This is a genomic window from Paenibacillus azoreducens (assembly GCF_021654775.1).
Taxonomy (GTDB): Bacteria; Bacillota; Bacilli; order Paenibacillales; family Paenibacillaceae; genus Paenibacillus_AQ; species Paenibacillus_AQ azoreducens.
Window position 1 is genome coordinate 4,352,675 of record NZ_AP025343.1, and the last position, 19,020, is coordinate 4,371,694.

The following is a 19,020-nucleotide window of genomic DNA, read 5'->3' on the forward strand; positions in this document are numbered from 1 at the left end:
TTTACTGTCCCCCTGTCGCAAGCGTCATTATTTTTTCCTGCGTCGCTTCTTCTTTACTCAATTCTCCCGTGATTCGCCCTTCGTGAACAACAACGATGCGGTCGCTCATGCCGAGCACTTCAGGCAATTCGGAGGAAACCATAATTATGGCAACGCCATGGCCTGTCAGTTCGTTCATTAGTTGATATATTTCGCGCTTGGCGCCAACGTCTACGCCCCGGGTCGGTTCATCAAGGATCAGCAGCTTCGGACCGATGCCTACCCACTTGGCAATGACCACCTTTTGCTGATTCCCGCCGGACAAATTGCCGGCTGCCGTTTCCGAAGAATGCGTTTTGATTTGCAAGCGCTTAACCAGTGCATCCACGAACATCTTTTCTTTTTGCGCTGAGATGATGCCTTTGGATGTAAACCCGCTAAGGCTTGGCAATACCATGTTTTCCCGAACCGAAAAGTCCAGTATCAATCCTTCGTCTTTGCGGTCTTCCGTGATGAACCCGATTCCATGCTTCACGGCGTCCACCGGCTTTCTGATCACGGCCTTTTTGCCGAACATGCGGATCTCGCCTTGATCCAACCGATCCAATCCGAAAAGCGCTCTCATAATTTCAGTACGTCCGGAACCCATTAGGCCGGAGAAACCGACGATTTCGCCTTCACGAACCTTGAAGCTGACATCTTTGAACAATCCTTTACGGGATGCATGCTCGACTTCCAAAACAACCTCGCCCGGAGAAGGATTGCGGGCAGGGAAGCGTTCGGTCAGCTCTCTGCCGACCATTTTTTTTACGACTTCGTCAAAATTGGTCTGAGGAATCGCCTTGGTGTCTACCGTTCGGCCGTCGCGCATAACCGTGATCCGGTCGCAAATTTCGAAGATCTCCTCCATCCGGTGCGAAATATATACGATCGATACGCCTTCCTTCTTTAAAGAGTCGATAACTTCGAACAACTTCTGAATTTCTCTTTCCGTCAGCGCTGACGTCGGTTCATCCATGATGATAACCTTGGCGTCCGTGAGCAGCGCCTTGGCGATCTCAATCATCTGCTGCTGCCCGACCGAGCACTGCCCTGCTTCGATGTTCAGCGGAATGTCGACGGAAAGCTTTTTGAACTGCTCTTTTGCGAGCGCCTTCATTTCCTTCGACTTCAGAAGCCCCCATGATGAAGACATCTCCTTGCCGATGAACAGGTTCTCCGCCACCGTCATGTCCGGCCAAATATTGAGCTCCTGGTGGATAAAAGCGATGCCTTGACGTTCCGCCTCTTTCGGATTTACGAAATAGGTCTCCTTGCCATCGATGAGGATGGTTCCTTCATCCCTTGGATGCAGGCCGGTGAGGATGTTCATCAAGGTGGACTTGCCGGCGCCGTTTTCCCCCATCAAGGCGTGAACCTCGCCTTCGCGCAGGTCGAAATCAACGCCGGATAATACCTGGTTGCTGCCGAAGGCTTTGTGGATTCCTTGCATTTGAATTTGCATAACGGGTCCTCCTTAAAGTTTTGCGGAGCAAAGCTCCATTGATTGTTCTTCGCAGCAAAACTTGCTTCGTAAGCTGACGCTTAGTTTTGCGGAGCAAAGCTCCTTTGATCGTTCTTCGCAGCAAAACTGGCTTCGTAAGCTGACGCCTAGTTTTGTGGAGCAAAGCTCCTATATAAGTTGAACCAATGATTATGAACGGATGGGGGCAGCCGGATGAAATGTTCTTTCGATCGCTGTTGCTCCCAGATTTCTTTGATTTGAACCTATCTATGGTAGAAATCCGCTCACAAAGGCGAACGCTCCCGCTTCTCCAGAATCATTTCCTCCTCTTGCCTATCCCTTTTCATTTTCTTTAGTTCAACTTATATTGATTGTTCTTCGCAGCAAAACTTGCTTCGTAAGCTGACGCTTTTCAACCAAAATAGACGCCTGCCTGTAGAATGATATTTGCAAACGGTTTAGCCTCGCCTGTGCGGATCACGGCTTTGGCCTTGCGTGTCAATTGTTTAAGCTCTTCGTGAGGGCAATTTTCAATCGCGCATCCCGTAAATTTATCTTCTATAAAATGGAGCGCTTCCTCATTTTGAGTTTTCATTTCTTCCGCAATAACCACCTTCTCGATTTCCATATCGGCTGCGATGGCATTAACGGTTTCTTCAAAACTTGGCGAACCGAGCGTCAGGGCCAGATCGATTTTCTTGACCCCTTCCGGAATCGGAAGTCCAACGTCGGCGACGACGATCATGTCCGTATGGCCCAAATCGGCCAAAACTTTTGATATATGACTGTTCAGGATGCCTTGTTTTTTCATTTTACATTTGCGCCTCCACTTCTTGACGGTGCGGCATGCCGCCCTGCGCTCCAAACTTCGTTACGGACAAAGAAGCTGCGCGGTTCGCGAAACGGACGCTCTCGAAAATCGGTTTGCCCTCAGCAAGCGCAACGGCGAAAGCGGCGTTAAAGGTGTCTCCCGCGCCTGTTGTATCCACTACTTCCACCTTATAGGACGGAACGAGCACTTCGTTTAAGCCGTCAAAATAACGGACCCCCCTGCTGCCTTCAGTGATAAATAACTTGTTCGGATATTTGCGCAGCGCCTCGGAAACGCTTAGTGATGCAAACAATATTTTCGCTTCATGTTCATTTGGCGTAATGTATGCGGCATTTTCGATCACCTCTTCATCAAGCGGACGGGCCGGCGCCGGATTCAGCAGCAAAGGAATGCCAAGCTGCTTGCACGCTCTGCTGACATGGGTCACGGTTTCCACCGGGATTTCCTGTTGAATCATCACCATATCCGCCCCGTCAAAAGCTCCCATGGAGCGATCGATATATTCCGGCGTTACTTCATTATTGGCCGCTTTAACAACAACAATACTGTTATCCCCCTCAGCCAATATGATGTGCGCAGTTCCGCTCTCCATATGTGTAACCGGTTCCACATAGTCGATACAAACTCCATTGTGCTTAAAATTGTTCAAAATTTGCTCAGCAAAAGCGTCATCTCCCACGCGTCCAATCATGGACACTTCGGCGCCGAGGCGCGCTGCGGCGACGGCCTGATTAGCGCCCTTGCCTCCGGGAACGGTTTTGAAGCTTTCGCCGAGAACCGTTTCACCGGCTCCCGGACGTTTGGATGATGTGACGACCAAATCAATCGATGAGCTTCCCACTACAATAATTTTAGCCATATTGCTCCACCTTCCTCGTCGTTTCCCGCTCCGTAAACGTCACGGGCATCTGAATAATCCTATGATCAATATTTTCATTTTCCAGCAATTGAATCAAAAGGGCTGCCGATGCTCTTCCCATGTCATATGCAGGCTGCCGGATCGTCGTCAGCGCCGGGGTCAGAAGGCTGCTGAGCGGAATATCGTCAAAGCCGATAATCTGCACGTCTTCCGGCACCTTTTTGCCGAGCCGGAGCGCTTCATGAAGCACCGCTGTCGCTACGATGTCGTTACTGGCGATAACGCCGTCGGTATCGGGATACCGCTCGAACAGTTCCTTCGCCCAGATTCCGGCTTCCGTGAATGAAAACGATGTGGTCTGGATCACATTAAAGGCGATTCCTTGACTGCTCAGCATGTCAACCGCACCCTGGTAACGATCCAGTGCCGTCCGGATCGAGGCGGGACCTTGTATCACCGTGATCTGCCGGCTGCCGCGGGCAGCCATTTCATGGGCGGCAATTCTTCCGCCTTCGCGGCCATCCGCATATACCGATGGACGGTTATCCGCCGTCCGGTCGAGAAACACTACCGGAATTCCCAGCTTCCGGTATGTATCGGTATCCGGATGATTGGTAGAAGCAATCACGCCAACCACGTTATTTTGCACGAAAGTCTGGATGTATTCCTTTTCTTTATTTGCATTTTCATCGCTGTTGCCAAAAATAATCCGAAAATCATTCTCCTGCATCTCATCCTCCACCCCGCGCGCAAGCTCGGGAAAAAAGGGGTTGGTGATATCCGGAAGAAGCAGACCGATCAGTCTGGATTTTCGCTTATATAAGGATCTTGCTACCTCATTCGGCGTATAGTGCAGCTCTCTGATAGCGGTTTCAACCTTCTTGCGGGTATCTTCATGCACATAACCTGTCTCGTTGATCACCCGCGATACGGTAGCTACCGAAACGCCCGCGTGTTTCGCCACGTCTCTAATGGTTGCCATAATTTTGTTCTCTCCTCAATGTGGAACCGGTTACACTTATAAAATAGCACATCCTTTTTCGTTTGACAAGCTTAAGTTTCGATCCATAATCTGGGGCCTCTCCTATATTTACCCGTAACCCATTGCCTATATGAAGCGTTTATATGAATACAGCGCTTCCTGCTGCAAGTTATCCTCATGATATAAGAAAGTATCAACTTCAAGAAGACTATATCCTTATCTCGCAAGGAAAACAGCCACCAAAAGCGGTCTGTCTTCTACGAGGGTATGTCGATGGACGCTTGTAACTGGCCAGGAATCGCCATGACCATACGTATTGTGCGATGTTTTTTACTAAGAGAGAGGTGTTTTCATGCGCAAGCTTACTAGCTTTATGGGATGGCTGCTGTGCCTTGCGATTGTGGCAGGCTGCGGTTCCGACCAAGTTGAATCTGCGGAATATGGAAAAGAGCTTAACCATACAAGTATGGTCATTACCTCCGACGGTCTGAAATGGGATGTGGACAAAACAGCACCGTCATTTGAAGATACATTGAAACAGATGCCGTTTGAAGTCAAGCAAATCAAGCTTCCTTTCCCGCCTACGCATCAGGCGGCCAGCGTGATCAAAGCTCCGTTTGATATGATTCAGCTTACTTACGCCGATCTGCTGTACGGACAGCAAATCATTCTGGTGGAAAGCAATTCGCAGGACGATTCGGAGCCCAAAGGGAAACCGGGCCCCAAACTCCAAAATGGTACGCCAACCTGGATACAAAGCGATTCGCAGACAAGCGCGCTGTATTGGAAGGCAGACGGATATACATATTTGCTAATGTCGAACAAGGTGAAAAACGGTCATTTTGTACCGCTGTTCACCCCGAAAGAACTTGCGGTTATTGCCAGCTCCATGAAGTAAAAAAATACATATTGATTTTGAATGGTTAGAGTATCCGAGTTTGAAAAAATACGGATGAGAGCTATTATTGCTCTGACAAATTCACGTCCAGCCAAGGCATCAGAATTGGCAGAACATATTTGGCCTGCATCGCTCCGGTATGATCAAGACCGTCCAGAACCCGAACATCCCAACCGGCCTGCCGCAGCTCTTCTTCTTGATGAATTAGCGGGGACGCAATATCCACCAGAACATTTCCCCACTTCTCACCATACGCGATTTTGCCTTCGCTGCCCGCAAAACAAAGCCGTGGACAAGTAAGACGGGCCTGCGCTTGCCGATCATCGAATTGCCGCAAATGCCGATACAGCGTAGCGAACTGGCGCGTTTGCTTTTCGTTCATGCTTACTTCCACATTGGACCAATCGATATCCTCGCCTGTCTGCTTTTCTGGATTGGGGTTGTTTTGGTTCTGGTTCTGAGCGTCAACCGACATGCGATGGGTCGCTTCCGTAACTTTCAGCATCTGCTCGTAGGGACCGTTGATCGGCGGAAAGCCGCCCATGACCAGTGCCGCCAGACGTTCCGTCCGGATTGCCAGCTGGAAACCGCTTAGGGCAAGCCAGGAGTAACCGTAATAAGCAAAGTGCTCTAGCCCGGCTGCATCGGCAATCGATAAGAAATCGGACGCGATGTTGTCAGGCGTCAAAGTGTCGGGCTTGGGTGCCTGCAGCACATGCCCTTCATAATCGAAAGCGACAACGCGGTACTTTGCGCCAAGCGCCTGGATCAGTGTATATCCAAGTGCGGGATCCGCCCCCCACTTTCTCATCTCTTCCGCCTGAGCCCCTTCCATCGGAATCGGATTGACGGGCAATAACAGAGCTGGCCCTTCTCCTCGAATCATCACATCGATTGAATTGCCATCATGCAGCTCCACTTGAATCATGATTCTATCCCTCCTCGCTGTTCGTCTGCAAACGCATATTTGCCTGATTCAATGGAGTGAATCAGCCTGAGCGTATTTGCAATTTCGCTTTCCAAATAGTTTTTCCACAATCCGACCAGTTCCGGATGTTTCGAAGGATCGGTTGGCATTTCTTCCGTCGGCAGCGTGGTTAAAAATGCCGCCGATTCTTTCAGAGCGGACGCTCGGTTTTGAAGCAGGCGTATGACATGCGGCCGGGGCAGCATATCCATGTAGGCGATGCCTACGGCAAACGTCTGAATTTCAAAGTTTTGGAGCGCCGACTCCAAAAGGGATTTAAATTCGGCTTTCCCGACAGCAGTGATGCTGTATTCCGTGCGCGAAGGCCCCAGCTTGACCTGGTCGTTTGAAGCTTCCGTTCGAGTCATTCCCTGCGCCTCAAGTTTCTCCAAGGCATGATAAATAGATCCCGGTTTTACGTTCGTCCAGGTTTCGGCACGCCAGGAAGTCAGGTCATTATAAACCGCATAACCATGGCTGATGCCCCTTCGCAAAATCGATCCCAATACAAGCAATCTTACCGTCGACATTAAGGACGCTCCTTTCATCGGATTCAGCCTTAGTATAACGAACGATCTTAATCTAGTCAAATTTGAATAGTTAACAAAAAAAGCTCCCCTAAACAAGGAGAGTACCTCATTTAGGGGGATTTAACGCTTTTATTCCCATTCGATCGAAACGGCCGTGCCCTGCGGAGAACCCGGATGCTCGATAAAAACGGTCCCCGTTTCCTGATCATACGCAAAATGAACAGGTATTTGATCTCCTCAGTTCGGCATGCCCAGCTTGACGACTTCCTTGCCTTTCAACTGATCATTTACATATTTCATCGCTTCGTCGTAGCCGGTCTTTTTGATCTGATCACGCAGATCGTTAATCACTTTCAATGCATCCTGGTCCGATTTGGCGAATATCGCCTGCTTCCAAACATCGCCCATCTGATCCATGGATGGTTTGAGCGTTTCCCAATTCGAAGCTTTGGTAATGACATCCCCCGGGTTAAAAGCCGATATGATGTTGATTCCGTTCGGGCGCAATATTTTACGCGCATTGTCCATCGCGGCCAGGCGGTCCTGATCCGCCCAAATATCTCCACCCCCAACCGAATTGATCCGGTCCAGCCCGGTCATGTTTTCGAGTCCGATCCCAATCCCTTCGTTTCGCTTCACTTTACCGGTCGAATCTTCGTAGAATTTATCAAACCATTCCTGTTTCGCTTTCGGTTTGCCGTCGACCTTTTCCCAATGCACGCCCTCCACGCCGTAACGCACCAGCATGAAACCTTCGTCGGATGCGAGGAAGTCCAGCAGCTTGAGCGCAGCGTCGACATCCTTGCAATTTTTCGTAATGACCGTCACGTTATTGCCCTGAATCGACAAGTCCACGGGACGGTTCGGCTCCGCGCCTGCCCGCTCCAGCGGGCCGACCGGCACATACTCCGTACCCGGATGGGACTTCACGTAATCTTTGGACGCGTCGAGTATGGCGGGATAATGCGCGGCCAATACGGCAATCCGTCCCTGCTTAATCTTTTCGTTTGCGATCGGGTCCGTTTGGGTAAACACTTCCGGATCAAGCAGCCCTTCGGCAATCAGTTTGCGGTAGTACAGCGTATAGTCCTCATAGGCTTTGGTAAAAAACACATTCTCAAGGCTTCCGTCTCCCTTGTCTACGTAGCTGGTTCCATAAAACATGGTGTTCCCGATCCCTACCGCCCATCCGTCATGGAATCCGCCTAAAGGCATGACCGGCATGCCGTTTTCCGTCAGATTTGCATCCTTGATTTTTTTCAGGAATTGATACAAATCATCCTTCGTTTTCACTGCTTGCGGGTCTACGCCCACCTTTTCGGCAATGTCCTTGCGCACATAGAAACCGTACAGCCAATCATTGACGTCTTTTCCGGTCGCCGGCTGGTTTTGATACAGCATGTACTTTTTGCCGTCGATACCGCCAATTCCCTTTTCATACAGCGCTGGCGGGACATTTTCTTTGGCAAGCGCTTTGGCGAGGTTCGGGTATTTGTCGATTTTATCGGTGAGGTCCACCAGTTGTCCTTCCTTCGCTGCTTTAATGATCCCGTCCAGCTCCCCTCCCCATGCGGGTCCGGTGTAAATGTCCGGAAGATCCTGCGTAGCGAAAATCTGATTGACCTTCTCTACCTCGCTGCCTTTCGTATAATCGATCTTCATTTTGATCCCCGTCTTTTCTTCAATCGCCTGCGTAACCGGCGTCGTGTCGCCGTCCGGACCGGATGAACCGTTCCAGTTGTTCAAAATCGTCAGCGTCGTTTTCTTATCCCCTGAAGTATCTCCTCCGCCATTGTCTGCGCCACCTCCGCCGCATCCGTACAGCATACCGGTCAGCATGATGACCCCCATCAATGAACAGACCGCTTTGAAACGCAACTTAGCCATAAAAACCCTCCCCAAAAATAAAAGTGATATGATCAAGTTCCACAAGGGAACCTGTATCCGCTTCTGCTGCATATCCTCAGCCTTTAACCGATCCGATCATGACTCCTTTAACAAAATACCTTTGCAGAAATGGATACACGCATAAAATCGGGAACACCGTAATCACAAGCAGCGCCATTCGGAGTGATTCCGGCGTTGCGCCGGCCATGTTGACGTTGATGGTTTGTCCTCCCTGCTGTGCCGCCCTCTGCATTGCCGATGACAGCGCCTCGGCTTCGGTCAGCATCTGCTGCAAAAGCGTTTGAACCGGAATGAGATTTTTGTTCGAGACATAATAAGCGCCCGTAAACCAGTCATTCCAATGCGCCACTCCGATAAACAGCGAGATCGTCGCAATAACCGGACCTGACAGAGGCAAAATGATCCGCATGAATATTTGAAAATCATTTAATCCGTCAATCCGCGCCGATTCCTCGATCTCCTCCGGGATCCCCTGCAAAAACGTACGGATAATGACGATATGCATAAAGTTGAAAAGCATCGGGATCACGTACACCCAAAACGAGTTGATCAAGTGCAGCTTTTGCAGCGTGATGAAATAAGGGATGAATCCGGCGCTAAAAATCGTCGGCAAAAAGATATAGAAAGTGAAAAACGTGCGTCCGGGCAATGTTTTCTTCGAAAGCGCGTATGCCATCAGCGTGCACAGCAGCACATGCAGCACCGTTCCGATCACCGTACGCAAAATCGTAATTTTATAAGCCTGCCAAATTTGCTTGTTATCAAACACTTGAACGTAATTGTCCAAAGTGAATTTGCGCGGGAAAAAGTACAATGCGCCCAGCATCGAATCTTTACCGTCGTTTAACGAATAAACGAGAATGTAGATAAACGGATAGATCATCAAAAAGCCGAATAGAATCAGCATCATGTAATTGAAAAGATCGAATGTGGAAAATATACGTTTTCTCATGCCAGCCCTCCTTTAAAGTGCGTGTTCAAAAGCGGACTTTTTGAACAACCTTTTAAAACAGTGATACATCGCTGACTTTACGGGCGATCCAGTTCACGATCACGATCAGAACGAGCGCGATGCCGCTTTGGAACAGCCCGACGGCGGCCGCGTAACTGAGGCGACCCTGCTGTATGCCCGAGGTAATGACGTGAACATCCAGCACGCTGCCGATATTGGCCGTTGCCGGTCCATTTAGCAGAAGCAGCTGCTCAAAGCCGGCGCTCATCAAACTTCCGGTCGCAAGGATGAACAAAATCACCGCAACGTTGCGGATTCCCGGAAGCGTCACATGCCAGATTTGCCGAAAACGGCTGGCGCCGTCGATCTTGGCGGCTTCATACAGCTGCTGATCGATGCCGGCGATGGCGGCCATATAGATGATCGAGTTCCAGCCGATGTTTTTCCAGATGTCAGAACCGAGGATGAGCGGGTAAAACCAGGTTGTGTTGTACATGAATTGGACAGGCTGTACGCCGAATGAGCCGAGCAGGTCGTTCAGCGGCCCCCCGTACATGGAGAGAAGACGCTGCATCAGCGTAACGACGACGATCCAGGAGACAAAGTAAGGAAGGTAAGATAAGGTTTGGACCGTTTTTTTGAACTTCAGATTGCGGACTTCATTGAGGAGAATGGCCAAAATGATCGGCATTGGAAAACCGACAAGCAGCTTCATCAAGCTGATGATGATGGTATTCCGGATAATCGCCGTCGATTGGTAATAATCGAAAAACTGGTGAAAATACTTTAATCCCGCCCAAGGACTGCCGGTGAAGCCGCCGACAAACGTAAAGTCCCGGAAAGCGACCTGAAGCCCATAAAGCGGAACATAAGAAAAAATGAAAAACCATATGATACCGGGCAACATGAACAGATAAAACAGCTTGTGACGCCATACCCTTTTCAAAATCAGGGACGACTTCATGAACCTCACCTCTTTCTTGATGGTCTGTGATGGAACCAACCAGAATACAGTAAGCGCTCGCATTTTGTTCATTATCTGGTTCGGATGTTAGATCCCCTTTTGGTGTTTGTAAGACATTCGTTCCCTCCTTTGATGCTTGAACATTTTTTACATACTTTGGAATCATGATATAATATATATTAAACATATTCAATATGTTATGGAGAAAAAAAACGGCACAGGCGAATTTGCCTATGCCGCTTTTGAGGATATTTTTGCTAAATTCGATTCAGTTTCCCTTCGGTACAACAGCTGACGAACGAACTGTTTTCATGTACTGTCTCACTGCACCGCCGGAGGTTTGCCTGTTGTTTGCCCCGATACAAGTTCGGGCTTCAGCAGGATTTTGCTGTACTTCCGCTCCTGCCCCCCGCCGCTTCGGATGACATCCAGCAACGTCATGGCGGCCTTGCAGCCGATCTCATATTCAAACTGCTTGATATGCGTAAAAATACTGAATTCCTCCACGACGGATGTCGGCTCGTCAAAGCTGATAATCGACAAATCGCCCGGAACATCAAGCCCCGCCTGGCTGGCCAGCTGATACATTTGCACTCCAAGCTTGCTGTTTAAGGTAATGTACGCTGTCGCCATGCGATTGCGCATGTACCGGTAAAGCGGATGATTTTCGGCATCCTTCAAGCTGCGGATTTGAAAATCAGTGATAATATGCGCCGGATTAATCATCGCGCCTTTATTTTTCAAAGCCGTAATATACCCTTCGATCCGCTCCTGCACCGTTACGGTCTGAAGTGGGGAGTCCGAGCAAATCGCAATCTGCCTGTGTCCGAGCTCCCATAGATAATCTACAGCCAGCTCAGCGCCAAGCTTGCCGTCCGCTGCGATATAATCGGTTTCCACCCCGGGCAAAAAACGATCCATCAACACAAACGGATATCCGTTAAACTTCATACTCAAAATTTCCTCGTTGTAATGCTCCTCGTCGATCGGGAAAATCAAAATGCCCTCGGCCCCAATCGCTTTTAGCGTTTTTAGCGCCTCCTTCTCCTTTCCGATATCGCCCTCGGACAAAAGGATCATCACCCGGTATCCGTGTTTGGCAAGGGTTGTCTGTACTCCATTGATAAGCCGGATCCCGAAATAATCGAGAATCGAAGGAATAACCAGGCCGATCAGCCCGGCGATTTGATCCGGATTCGGGCTCTTTTCTTTCAACGATAACAGCGGAGCCACGGCAGCATCGTTTGCGGACGGCTGTTTCCCATGCCCGACGAAGCTGCCTTTTCCTGGAACCCTGTCGATGATCTGTTCGTCCGCGAGGCCTGAGAGCGCCTTAACAACCGTAATTTTACTGACGTTAAACTGCTGCATCAATTCTTTTTCCGTCGGTATCCGGTCTCCAGGCCGAAGTCCTGCGGTACGTATGAGATCGAGTATGTATTGTTGTATTTTCTGATATAAAGGTACGCGCGCATTCATGTTCATCAAAATCACCATTCTTTTATATATATTTGCTATATCAATATTTTAAACTACTATGAACTACATCGGAACAAAAGTTGATTTTATTTACGGCATTCCCTGTTCCTGCTCAGGCGTTTCTTTACAGTATACAAAGAAAAAATGCGGGATGTACCCGCATTTTCGCATCAAATTTTTTATTCAATTACATAACTTCGGGCGTCGGCGTAGGCGGCGCATATTTCCCCGTGGAGTAAGTTCCGTCAATAACCGCACGGATTTCTTTTACCGATTTGCCCTGTTTGTTCAGTTCGGCCACTGTCGTTGCCGTATCCACGCAAACGCCGCAGCGGGTTCCATGATCATCCCAGACGACGCTTCCATCCTCATTGGCATCCTTGATAAAACAATTCAGATTGCTTTTATGGCCTGCGCTTTCCCCGCACCCGCAATAGCAGGGGATGGAGCTGAGAATATCCTTCACACTGGCTGCTGTGGTGTATGCGGTTTTGAGTGAAGGATCCAGCGCATCCAAAAATGCCGGAAGCTTGTCCGTTCCTTGGGTCGTCTCCTGCAAATCGCCGTTCGCCGCGAGCTGCTGATGCTCGCCTACATGAACCGTCGCGGGTTCGGATTCATGCGAATCACCGGCTTCCTTCGCACCACAAGCCGACAGCAGCATGCTTGAAAGAATCACTCCGAGTATGGTCATCCGTGTTTTTTTCCCCAACATCATCTCTCCTCTACCTTTTGTTTCAAATGTATATCGCAGCAATAAATTTCCTAAAATATAGTATACCATCCTAGAGCATATTTTGAATCCTTTGCAAACATGCAATTCCTCTTTTTGCATAGGTTTGCCCCTTTAGGCGGAATTCCTCCTTTTCTTAATTGTAATCATTCCGTTTAAGGTTAACTTTTGCTATAATTGAATTAGCCAGTTTTAACACGGAACCAATAGAAAGGTGATCATATCCATGGAACAGTCCATCAATCCAATTGAAGAATGCGATGCAACCTGCATGGGCTCGGAAGAGGAGCTCAACCAAATCAAAGAAGGACTGATCGATGATCAAGCCGCCTCGCAGGTAGCCGACTGGTTTAAGGCTTTCAGCGACCCGACCCGCGTAAAACTGATCGATGCCCTGCTTCAGCGCGAGCTGTGCGTGCATGACTTGACGCTTCTGCTTGGCATGGGACAATCCGCCGTCTCGCACCAGCTCCGTTATTTGCGGAATCTCAGGATCGTTAAACGCCGCAAGGAAGGAAAAACCGTCTATTACTCGCTTGATGATACACATATCGAACAGATTTTTGTTCAAACCTTGCAGCACACCCAGCACGGGTAATTTGGCAGTAAAAAGAAGGATGCCCCTTAGGTCAACTTGGATCTCTCGGGACATCCTTTTCAAGTTTACGTATCACCGCGGTTTGAATACCTTCATGCGAAGTACGTATACACCAAGCAGCAATAACGGAAACAGCACGCTGTAGGTCAAATCGAGAAATGGCCAGTACCACATGATCGCATTATTATAGTAAGTGATATTCGGAGCAATACATAACGAAAGCACCATGACGAATATAGCACAGGGGAAGGCTAATACCTTATATTCCTTGAGTTTGAATATTTGACTTAAACCCAGGGTGAAGCCATAAAAAAACAATATGATCTTAAAAAAGATGGTGACGAACCACATGAGGGACAGGATCGCTTCAATCCTTTCCAAGAACTTTCCTATGCTGATCTTTTTCGCCAAAGCATAGCTTGGATACATATTACTCGCCGTTGCGTCCGCCCCCAATACGAGAATCGAGAGCAGAATCAACAGAATCAAAGCGATACCGCCGATCAACGCACCGGTGGTAAAGCTTTTCAATATATGCTTCGGTTGGTTGACATAAGGCATGATCATGAAAAATACAACAAGCTGTACAATAGAGAATGTAGACGATGTAATGGAACCCCGAAGGATTGGTATGAACCCCTCACCGAGAACGGGTTGAATATTCTCGAAATGTACCTGGGGCAGCAGAAACAGGATGAACAGGATAAAAAACAGGACGAATCCCGGGAAAAATATCTCCCCTGCCCGAGCAAACGTTTCGAGTCCAAGTCTTATGGCCATCACGATAATACACAAAAAGATGATGTGAATCGCCTGTATGGGCGTCTCCGGCATGCTTTGCGTGGTCATGAAATCACCGATTTCCCTGACATTCGCTGCCGCACATAGCAGGAAGTAGAATACAAACAACAGTGACAATACCGTTCCCAGCGTTTTCCCGAGTATTTTATTGTTAAATTGCACCAAGTTCATTTCGGGGTTAAGCCTCGCGATGACCGTGAACAAACAAACGACGAGCAGTCCAAAACCCACGCCCATAATGGTAGAGATCCATGCATCTTCTTTCGCTTCAAACGCCGTAGCCGACGGCAGCACCAAGATCGAATCGCCAACCGTAAACAGTATAACTAAGATTGAGAATTGCCGTAAGGATATCCTTCCGTTCTCCTGCATATTATTCACCCTTCTACTTCAAGTGACCATATATGATATTACTGATTGGCTTGTAAACCGCGATTACCAGATCTAAAGGGCTTGGGATCGGCCAATGCAGTCCCTGAGCTATACTCAATCCAGTCCCTATGATAAGCAGAATGGTAAATACCCATAACTCCTTGCGCAATTTCCTTTTGATTAGCGAGGGTATTTCAATCATCATGATAACCGCAGCTGCGGCAAGAATCCCTGTGATTACCCACATGATGGTCTTACTCCTTTATTTTTTCCAAGAATGAATTGCCTACTGCACCGATCTGACGAATCTTGGTATCTACCTTCACATTTACGTCTAGATGCTGAAACTGCCGATCCCAGTCTTTCTTTAATTTTTTCCAAGCCTTCGGGTTGGAACGCCGAATAGCGTCCCCGAATCCAAAGATGTCCACCTTGTATTTTTTCTGCACGGTATCTATAACATCTTCAACCAGTTGTTTTACTCTTTTTTCTCCCGCCTTCTCCAGTTCAGCAATCGTCTTCGTCTTGGTTAAATCAATATGGCACTCTACATCATCAACATTCACTTCTCCGCGTATGCCGATGTCGATATGGGGTTTTCCACGCTTCATGCTTCCTTTGATCTTTGTTTTTGACCGAATCGTCTCTACGGCCAATTTACCTCCCTTAGAGCAGGGAATCACGGCGGCAGTACTTGACACCTTATCAAGGATATAGTTATATCCTTTGCTTTCATTTACGTCTAACCAACCGATCAGCTTGTCTTTTTTAAAGACACCTAACGTCGCGTATTGATGCCTTGCTGGTGAGTTGGACACTTCCACATTTTTTCGGGCTGCACCTTCTTGCGGATTACCATTGACGACGATTCCCGTTAATACTGGGTGCTTCCCTTCGCTTGTCATGTCCGAGATCAACGTATCCAAGGTGACAGAAGCTGTAGGTGCCCACTGTCTACTTGATGTTTCGAGTGAGTTAAAGAGCTTATTGGCAGGAATGGCCTCCAGTGTTGTCAAAACCTTCAGCACGTCTTCGGCAGTTGTACCCTTGGCCACGGTCACGTAAAAATCTGTTCGTGCCTCAGTGTCTCTGGTCAGGAAATCCAAAGATTTGCCGATTCCCTCTCTGGCCAAAGCCTCACCAAGCACAACAATACGGAGGTGAGCTATATATACTTTTCTGGGACTGACTGTCGTCATTTTACGAACGGCTTCGAAAACCGTATCTCCTACCGCGCTAAATACGGTAACCGGAGATACACCCCTGCTCTTTTGTGCAGTGATTTCACCCGGTACCACAACTTGTACGGTAACCTTGTATTTTTGCCCCTGTTTATCGATCCCCATTCCCAAAGTAATCGCAAGATCATTGAGTTCCCGACGATTCCAACAACCGGTCACAAATAAGAGCGTGCATAGAAGGAGCACAAGCGATAACTTTCTTAACATAAAATAATCCTCTCCAATCGGCCCTTTCAGGTTCGAGATTTGGGGCCTTGAGAAGGCTGCTCGCGAGTTATATTTCTCTGACTGATCAGCCGGGGCCGAGATAACAAGCTAAAACGCGGCATCCTAATGATCGTATCCTTTTGGTCCTTGAGGATGAATGGCGCCAGGGGAGCTGTATAAGGCACTCCGAAAGAGCGCAGGCTGCACAAATGAAGCACCAGCGCGATAAATCCGACAATAATCCCGAATAAACCGAAAGAGGCCGCCAGCAACATCATGGGAAAACGAATGAGCCGGACGGAAAGCGACATGTTGGGAGCCGGAAAAATAAAATTCGAAATCGCCGTAATCGAAATGACAATGACCATAACGGCGGATACGATTCCGGCATTCACTGCAGCCGTTCCGATCACCAGTGTTCCCAGGATGGATACAGCCTGTCCTACGGCCCGAGGCATTCTGATACTGGCTTCCCTTAGAATTTCAAAAGCCGTCTCCATCATCAGCGCTTCAATGATTGCAGGGAAAGGAACGCCTTCCCGCTGCGCCGCCAAGCTGATCAATAACGGCGTCGGCAGCATTTCCTGATGGAATGTGGAAACAGCGATATAGAGCGATGAACCGACCAGGGCAATAAAGAAGCTGAAAAAACGAAGCATGCGAAGCAAGCTGCTTGCCCCTGCAGGCTGGTAATAATCTTCTGCAGCCTGAAAAAATTGAATAAATAAAGCTGGAGCCGTTAAGACGAATGGCGTTCCATCCACCAGAATGGCTATACGACCTTCCAACAAGTCTGCAGCGACGACGTCCGGTCGCTCGGTATTGTATATCATGGGGAACGGAGAGTAAGGTTCATCCTCAATCAATTCCTCAATATAGCCGCTTTCCAGAATCCCGTCGATATCAATCCGATCCAGCCGTTTACGCACTTCATCCACGACTTTGTCATTCGCAATGCCATGGATATACATGATGCCTACGTCGGTTTTGGTGACTCGCCCGATGGTTCTGGTCTCCAACCAGAGATTCCGGTCTTTGATTTTCCGTCGAATGAGCGCGGTATTGGTCCGAATGGATTCCGTAAAGCTTTCTCGCGGACCACGAACGATCGTCTCCGTCGATGGCTCGGTCACGCTTCGTTGATTCCATTCCCTGATGGCAACGGCAAAACCTTGCGTTTGTCCCTCGAATAACAGAATGGCATCGCCAGATAGCAATGACGTATAAAACGTTTCAAAATTCGTTACTTCCGTGATCCCGTTCACCGTAATGGCACGTTCTTTCAGGACATTCAGCAGATCCTTCTCGAAAGAGACCATATTGTCCAATTCGGCGTCTTTCATATCCAATAACAGAGATTCCATAATAAAATCTGCAAGAGCTTTAGTGCCTGTTAGGCCGTCTGTATAGAAGATCGCTGCTTTAAAATCACCTTTTTTGCCAATCCCTATTTCTCTGATCATAATGTCAGTACTATTTCCTAACTCTTGTTTGACCTGATCTATATTTTGTTGGAGATTAGCCGAAATGGATTCCGCGGTATCCGCCGGGGCTTTCGAAGACGGGGAGGTTTCTTGTCCTTCTCCAAAATTCTCATTTGTATGCTCCATATGCAATCCCTCGATTTATCCGCTATCTATGGAACAATTGTTGCCTAATTGATGCCATTATATTCCGGACATGCGGTCGTAAAGTATAAGTACGAACGGAGAAGCTGTTCACTACAAAGAGGAGCCAATGAAATGAAAGTTTACTGAAAGTAGGCAGCTGCGCAGCAAAAAGAAGCGAGGGTTTATGGAAAACGGACCACGAACCTCGCTCTTTTTTGGCTGAATTTATAGCCCGAGCATCCGCACGGACTTTTCTTTCGAATTTCTGCCCTCGATTGTTAATATTCGTTTACACGAGCGGACCTGCCTCATCCACCCATACCGTAAGTTCCTGAAATGATTTCCGTTTTCCTTCCGCAGCCACGTTTTCCGCCGGTACACCCAAATAGATAAAACCCAATACCTTATCCGTAGAGCGGAGACCAAAATGCTTTATTCGATGTCGTAAAATGAGCGCTTATGTCCTACGGTTTCCTGCTTCCAAAGCGGAACTGGTACACGTCCGTCCCGCTTATGCCTTCCGCCATGCAAACCAGGACAGGCTCGTCTTTTTTCCACTGCAGTATACGTACATAACCGGGATCGCTGTACACGGTCGTTTCATCCACAAGCCGATTCCCCTCCATTCTGGCGGCCATAAGCTTGTATTGGCCATCCGCGGTGCGCATGGAGTAAGCCACTCCATCCTCATTGGGAGTTGCAGCAATGTTTTGGAAGGAGCCCTGTTTGACCGGCCGAAGTCCTTGCTGCTCATCCACCTTAAATAAACCTTCCTGTCCGTTTATTTGGCCGGAGACGAGAAGCGACCCGCCGCCAAGCACGGAGAGGTCGTGCACTTCCCCTTCTGCAAGTTTGCTGACGACGCCGGAGGCGGGGACGATCGACAGAAGCACGCCCTGAGTCGGCTGATCGATCGAAGGCAGCGAAACGTAGATACGGCTTTGGTCCGGGGAGGCGACCCATTTCACCATGCTCAAATCATTTTTGGGGATGGTCATGCCGGATGAGTTCAGGCTGGCAACGGTACGGGTTTGGCCGGTATTCAAATCCCGCAACAAAATGTCCAAACCCAGCAGTTCCAAGCTGTGCCGGTCATCCGGCATGGCGATGAGGAGCGACCAATCCTGCCAGGACCGGATGACCTTTTTCTGAACGATATCGTAATATACGATTTGCGGAGCATCACTAGCCGAATACGTGGTGTATACCGCTTTTGTTCCGTCCGCTGAGGCGACAGCGTTCTGCACAGGCTCATTTGGTTGATAGACCTCCGGTCTGCCTGTTGTCAAATCGATGAAGTGTAGGCCCGTCCCGTCAGCGGACCGGTTATCTTTTAACCAGTAAAGCAGCGCATTGTTTGACAGCAGCCGAGCCTGTTTAACGGGCTCTGAAATCTGCTGTTTGACCACGCTTTCCACGCGAAATCCGGCAAGTTTGGATTCCGCGAACAAAGCCGGATCCATAACGACGGTCTTTTCCCTATTCAGCGAATGAGTGTACAGCTCGATCATGCCAAGAAAGGCTGCCGTGACAAGCCCCATGAGCGCTGCAAGCCAAACGATGCGGGGAAAGGGATAACGCCGCTTCTTTTCCAACGCCGACAT

General features: G+C 48.7%; 18 protein-coding genes. 2 read left to right on the forward strand and 16 right to left on the reverse strand.

What is annotated here, in order from left to right; genetic code table 11:
* Position 1: 1 nt before the first annotated feature.
* The 4 genes from L6442_RS19165 to L6442_RS19180 all read right to left on the reverse strand — a co-directional run bounded on the left by L6442_RS19165 (position 2) and on the right by L6442_RS19180 (position 4,156).
* Positions 2–1,483: a sugar ABC transporter ATP-binding protein gene (locus L6442_RS19165; protein WP_212976662.1), complete on the reverse strand. Its 1,482-nt coding sequence runs from the start codon at positions 1,481–1,483 to the stop codon at positions 2–4.
* A gap of 412 nt (positions 1,484–1,895) precedes the next feature.
* Entirely contained in the window at positions 1,896–2,294 is a 399-nt protein-coding gene (rbsD, locus tag L6442_RS19170; RefSeq protein ID WP_212976663.1) for a D-ribose pyranase, read from the reverse strand.
* A 1-nt stretch (position 2,295) separates the two neighbouring features.
* The gene (rbsK, locus tag L6442_RS19175) at positions 2,296–3,174 is read right to left on the reverse strand and encodes a ribokinase (protein ID WP_212976664.1); all 879 of its coding nucleotides are present in this window, start codon (positions 3,172–3,174) and stop codon (positions 2,296–2,298) included.
* Positions 3,167–4,156 (reverse strand): LacI family DNA-binding transcriptional regulator, encoded by a 990-nt coding sequence (locus tag L6442_RS19180; RefSeq protein WP_194234853.1) that lies wholly within the window; start codon positions 4,154–4,156, stop codon positions 3,167–3,169. Before L6442_RS19180 ends, rbsK begins: the two co-directional genes overlap by 8 nt.
* Before the next feature lie 352 nt (positions 4,157–4,508).
* Between L6442_RS19180 and L6442_RS19185 the strand changes: the two genes are divergently transcribed.
* On the forward strand, positions 4,509–5,054 hold the full coding sequence (locus L6442_RS19185) for a hypothetical protein (protein WP_212976665.1): 546 nt from the start codon (positions 4,509–4,511) through the stop codon (positions 5,052–5,054).
* A gap of 64 nt (positions 5,055–5,118) precedes the next feature.
* Here L6442_RS19185 and L6442_RS19190 read toward each other — a convergent pair whose 3' ends face one another.
* The 7 genes from L6442_RS19190 to L6442_RS19220 all read right to left on the reverse strand — a co-directional run bounded on the left by L6442_RS19190 (position 5,119) and on the right by L6442_RS19220 (position 12,569).
* Positions 5,119–5,982 (reverse strand): alpha/beta fold hydrolase, encoded by an 864-nt coding sequence (locus L6442_RS19190; RefSeq protein WP_212976666.1) that lies wholly within the window; start codon positions 5,980–5,982, stop codon positions 5,119–5,121.
* Entirely contained in the window at positions 5,979–6,551 is a 573-nt protein-coding gene (locus L6442_RS19195; RefSeq protein ID WP_212976667.1) for a PadR family transcriptional regulator, read from the reverse strand. Before L6442_RS19195 ends, L6442_RS19190 begins: the two co-directional genes overlap by 4 nt.
* 237 nt (positions 6,552–6,788) lie before the next feature.
* On the reverse strand, positions 6,789–8,438 hold the full coding sequence (locus tag L6442_RS19200) for an extracellular solute-binding protein (RefSeq protein ID WP_212976668.1): 1,650 nt from the start codon (positions 8,436–8,438) through the stop codon (positions 6,789–6,791).
* Between the two features lie 76 nt (positions 8,439–8,514).
* Entirely contained in the window at positions 8,515–9,411 is an 897-nt protein-coding gene (locus L6442_RS19205; RefSeq protein WP_212976669.1) for a carbohydrate ABC transporter permease, read from the reverse strand.
* Between the two features lie 52 nt (positions 9,412–9,463).
* Positions 9,464–10,375, reverse strand: a complete 912-nt coding sequence (locus L6442_RS19210) for an ABC transporter permease (RefSeq protein WP_212976670.1) — start codon at positions 10,373–10,375, stop codon at positions 9,464–9,466.
* A 321-nt stretch (positions 10,376–10,696) separates the two neighbouring features.
* On the reverse strand, positions 10,697–11,860 hold the full coding sequence (locus L6442_RS19215; protein WP_212976671.1) for a GntR family transcriptional regulator: 1,164 nt from the start codon (positions 11,858–11,860) through the stop codon (positions 10,697–10,699).
* A gap of 181 nt (positions 11,861–12,041) precedes the next feature.
* Positions 12,042–12,569 (reverse strand): PCYCGC motif-containing (lipo)protein, encoded by a 528-nt coding sequence (locus tag L6442_RS19220; protein WP_306436659.1) that lies wholly within the window; start codon positions 12,567–12,569, stop codon positions 12,042–12,044.
* Positions 12,570–12,813: 244 nt separating this feature from the next.
* Between L6442_RS19220 and L6442_RS19225 the strand changes: the two genes are divergently transcribed.
* A complete protein-coding gene (locus tag L6442_RS19225; protein ID WP_194234865.1) occupies positions 12,814–13,185 on the forward strand; it encodes an ArsR/SmtB family transcription factor in 372 nt (123 codons plus the stop codon).
* A 72-nt stretch (positions 13,186–13,257) separates the two neighbouring features.
* Here L6442_RS19225 and L6442_RS19230 read toward each other — a convergent pair whose 3' ends face one another.
* From L6442_RS19230 to L6442_RS19250, 5 genes are all read right to left on the reverse strand, one after another.
* Positions 13,258–14,358, reverse strand: coding sequence for a GerAB/ArcD/ProY family transporter (locus L6442_RS19230; protein ID WP_212976673.1), 1,101 nt, complete (start codon positions 14,356–14,358; stop codon positions 13,258–13,260).
* A 13-nt stretch (positions 14,359–14,371) separates the two neighbouring features.
* Positions 14,372–14,605, reverse strand: coding sequence for a hypothetical protein (locus L6442_RS19235; RefSeq protein WP_212976674.1), 234 nt, complete (start codon positions 14,603–14,605; stop codon positions 14,372–14,374).
* Between the two features lie 7 nt (positions 14,606–14,612).
* Positions 14,613–15,806, reverse strand: coding sequence for a Ger(x)C family spore germination protein (locus L6442_RS19240; RefSeq protein WP_212976675.1), 1,194 nt, complete (start codon positions 15,804–15,806; stop codon positions 14,613–14,615).
* A gap of 26 nt (positions 15,807–15,832) precedes the next feature.
* Positions 15,833–17,416 (reverse strand): spore germination protein, encoded by a 1,584-nt coding sequence (locus L6442_RS19245; protein ID WP_212976676.1) that lies wholly within the window; start codon positions 17,414–17,416, stop codon positions 15,833–15,835.
* Positions 17,417–17,880: 464 nt separating this feature from the next.
* Positions 17,881–19,020 (reverse strand): hypothetical protein, encoded by a 1,140-nt coding sequence (locus tag L6442_RS19250; RefSeq protein ID WP_212976677.1) that lies wholly within the window; start codon positions 19,018–19,020, stop codon positions 17,881–17,883.

Coding starts and splice junctions, on each gene's coding strand:
- L6442_RS19165 (WP_212976662.1), bottom strand. CDS start 1,483: ATGCAAATTCAAATGCAAGGAATCCACAAAGCCTTCGGCAGCAACCAG.
- rbsD (WP_212976663.1), bottom strand. CDS start 2,294: ATGAAAAAACAAGGCATCCTGAACAGTCATATATCAAAAGTTTTGGCC.
- rbsK (WP_212976664.1), bottom strand. CDS start 3,174: ATGGCTAAAATTATTGTAGTGGGAAGCTCATCGATTGATTTGGTCGTC.
- L6442_RS19180 (WP_194234853.1), bottom strand. CDS start 4,156: ATGGCAACCATTAGAGACGTGGCGAAACACGCGGGCGTTTCGGTAGCT.
- L6442_RS19185 (WP_212976665.1), top strand. CDS start 4,509: ATGCGCAAGCTTACTAGCTTTATGGGATGGCTGCTGTGCCTTGCGATT.
- L6442_RS19190 (WP_212976666.1), bottom strand. CDS start 5,982: ATGATTCAAGTGGAGCTGCATGATGGCAATTCAATCGATGTGATGATT.
- L6442_RS19195 (WP_212976667.1), bottom strand. CDS start 6,551: ATGTCGACGGTAAGATTGCTTGTATTGGGATCGATTTTGCGAAGGGGC.
- L6442_RS19200 (WP_212976668.1), bottom strand. CDS start 8,438: ATGGCTAAGTTGCGTTTCAAAGCGGTCTGTTCATTGATGGGGGTCATC.
- L6442_RS19205 (WP_212976669.1), bottom strand. CDS start 9,411: ATGAGAAAACGTATATTTTCCACATTCGATCTTTTCAATTACATGATG.
- L6442_RS19210 (WP_212976670.1), bottom strand. CDS start 10,375: ATGAAGTCGTCCCTGATTTTGAAAAGGGTATGGCGTCACAAGCTGTTT.
- L6442_RS19215 (WP_212976671.1), bottom strand. CDS start 11,860: ATGAACATGAATGCGCGCGTACCTTTATATCAGAAAATACAACAATAC.
- L6442_RS19220 (WP_306436659.1), bottom strand. CDS start 12,569: ATGTTGGGGAAAAAAACACGGATGACCATACTCGGAGTGATTCTTTCA.
- L6442_RS19225 (WP_194234865.1), top strand. CDS start 12,814: ATGGAACAGTCCATCAATCCAATTGAAGAATGCGATGCAACCTGCATG.
- L6442_RS19230 (WP_212976673.1), bottom strand. CDS start 14,358: ATGCAGGAGAACGGAAGGATATCCTTACGGCAATTCTCAATCTTAGTT.
- L6442_RS19235 (WP_212976674.1), bottom strand. CDS start 14,605: ATGTGGGTAATCACAGGGATTCTTGCCGCAGCTGCGGTTATCATGATG.
- L6442_RS19240 (WP_212976675.1), bottom strand. CDS start 15,806: ATGTTAAGAAAGTTATCGCTTGTGCTCCTTCTATGCACGCTCTTATTT.
- L6442_RS19245 (WP_212976676.1), bottom strand. CDS start 17,416: ATGGAGCATACAAATGAGAATTTTGGAGAAGGACAAGAAACCTCCCCG.
- L6442_RS19250 (WP_212976677.1), bottom strand. CDS start 19,020: ATGTCGGCGTTGGAAAAGAAGCGGCGTTATCCCTTTCCCCGCATCGTT.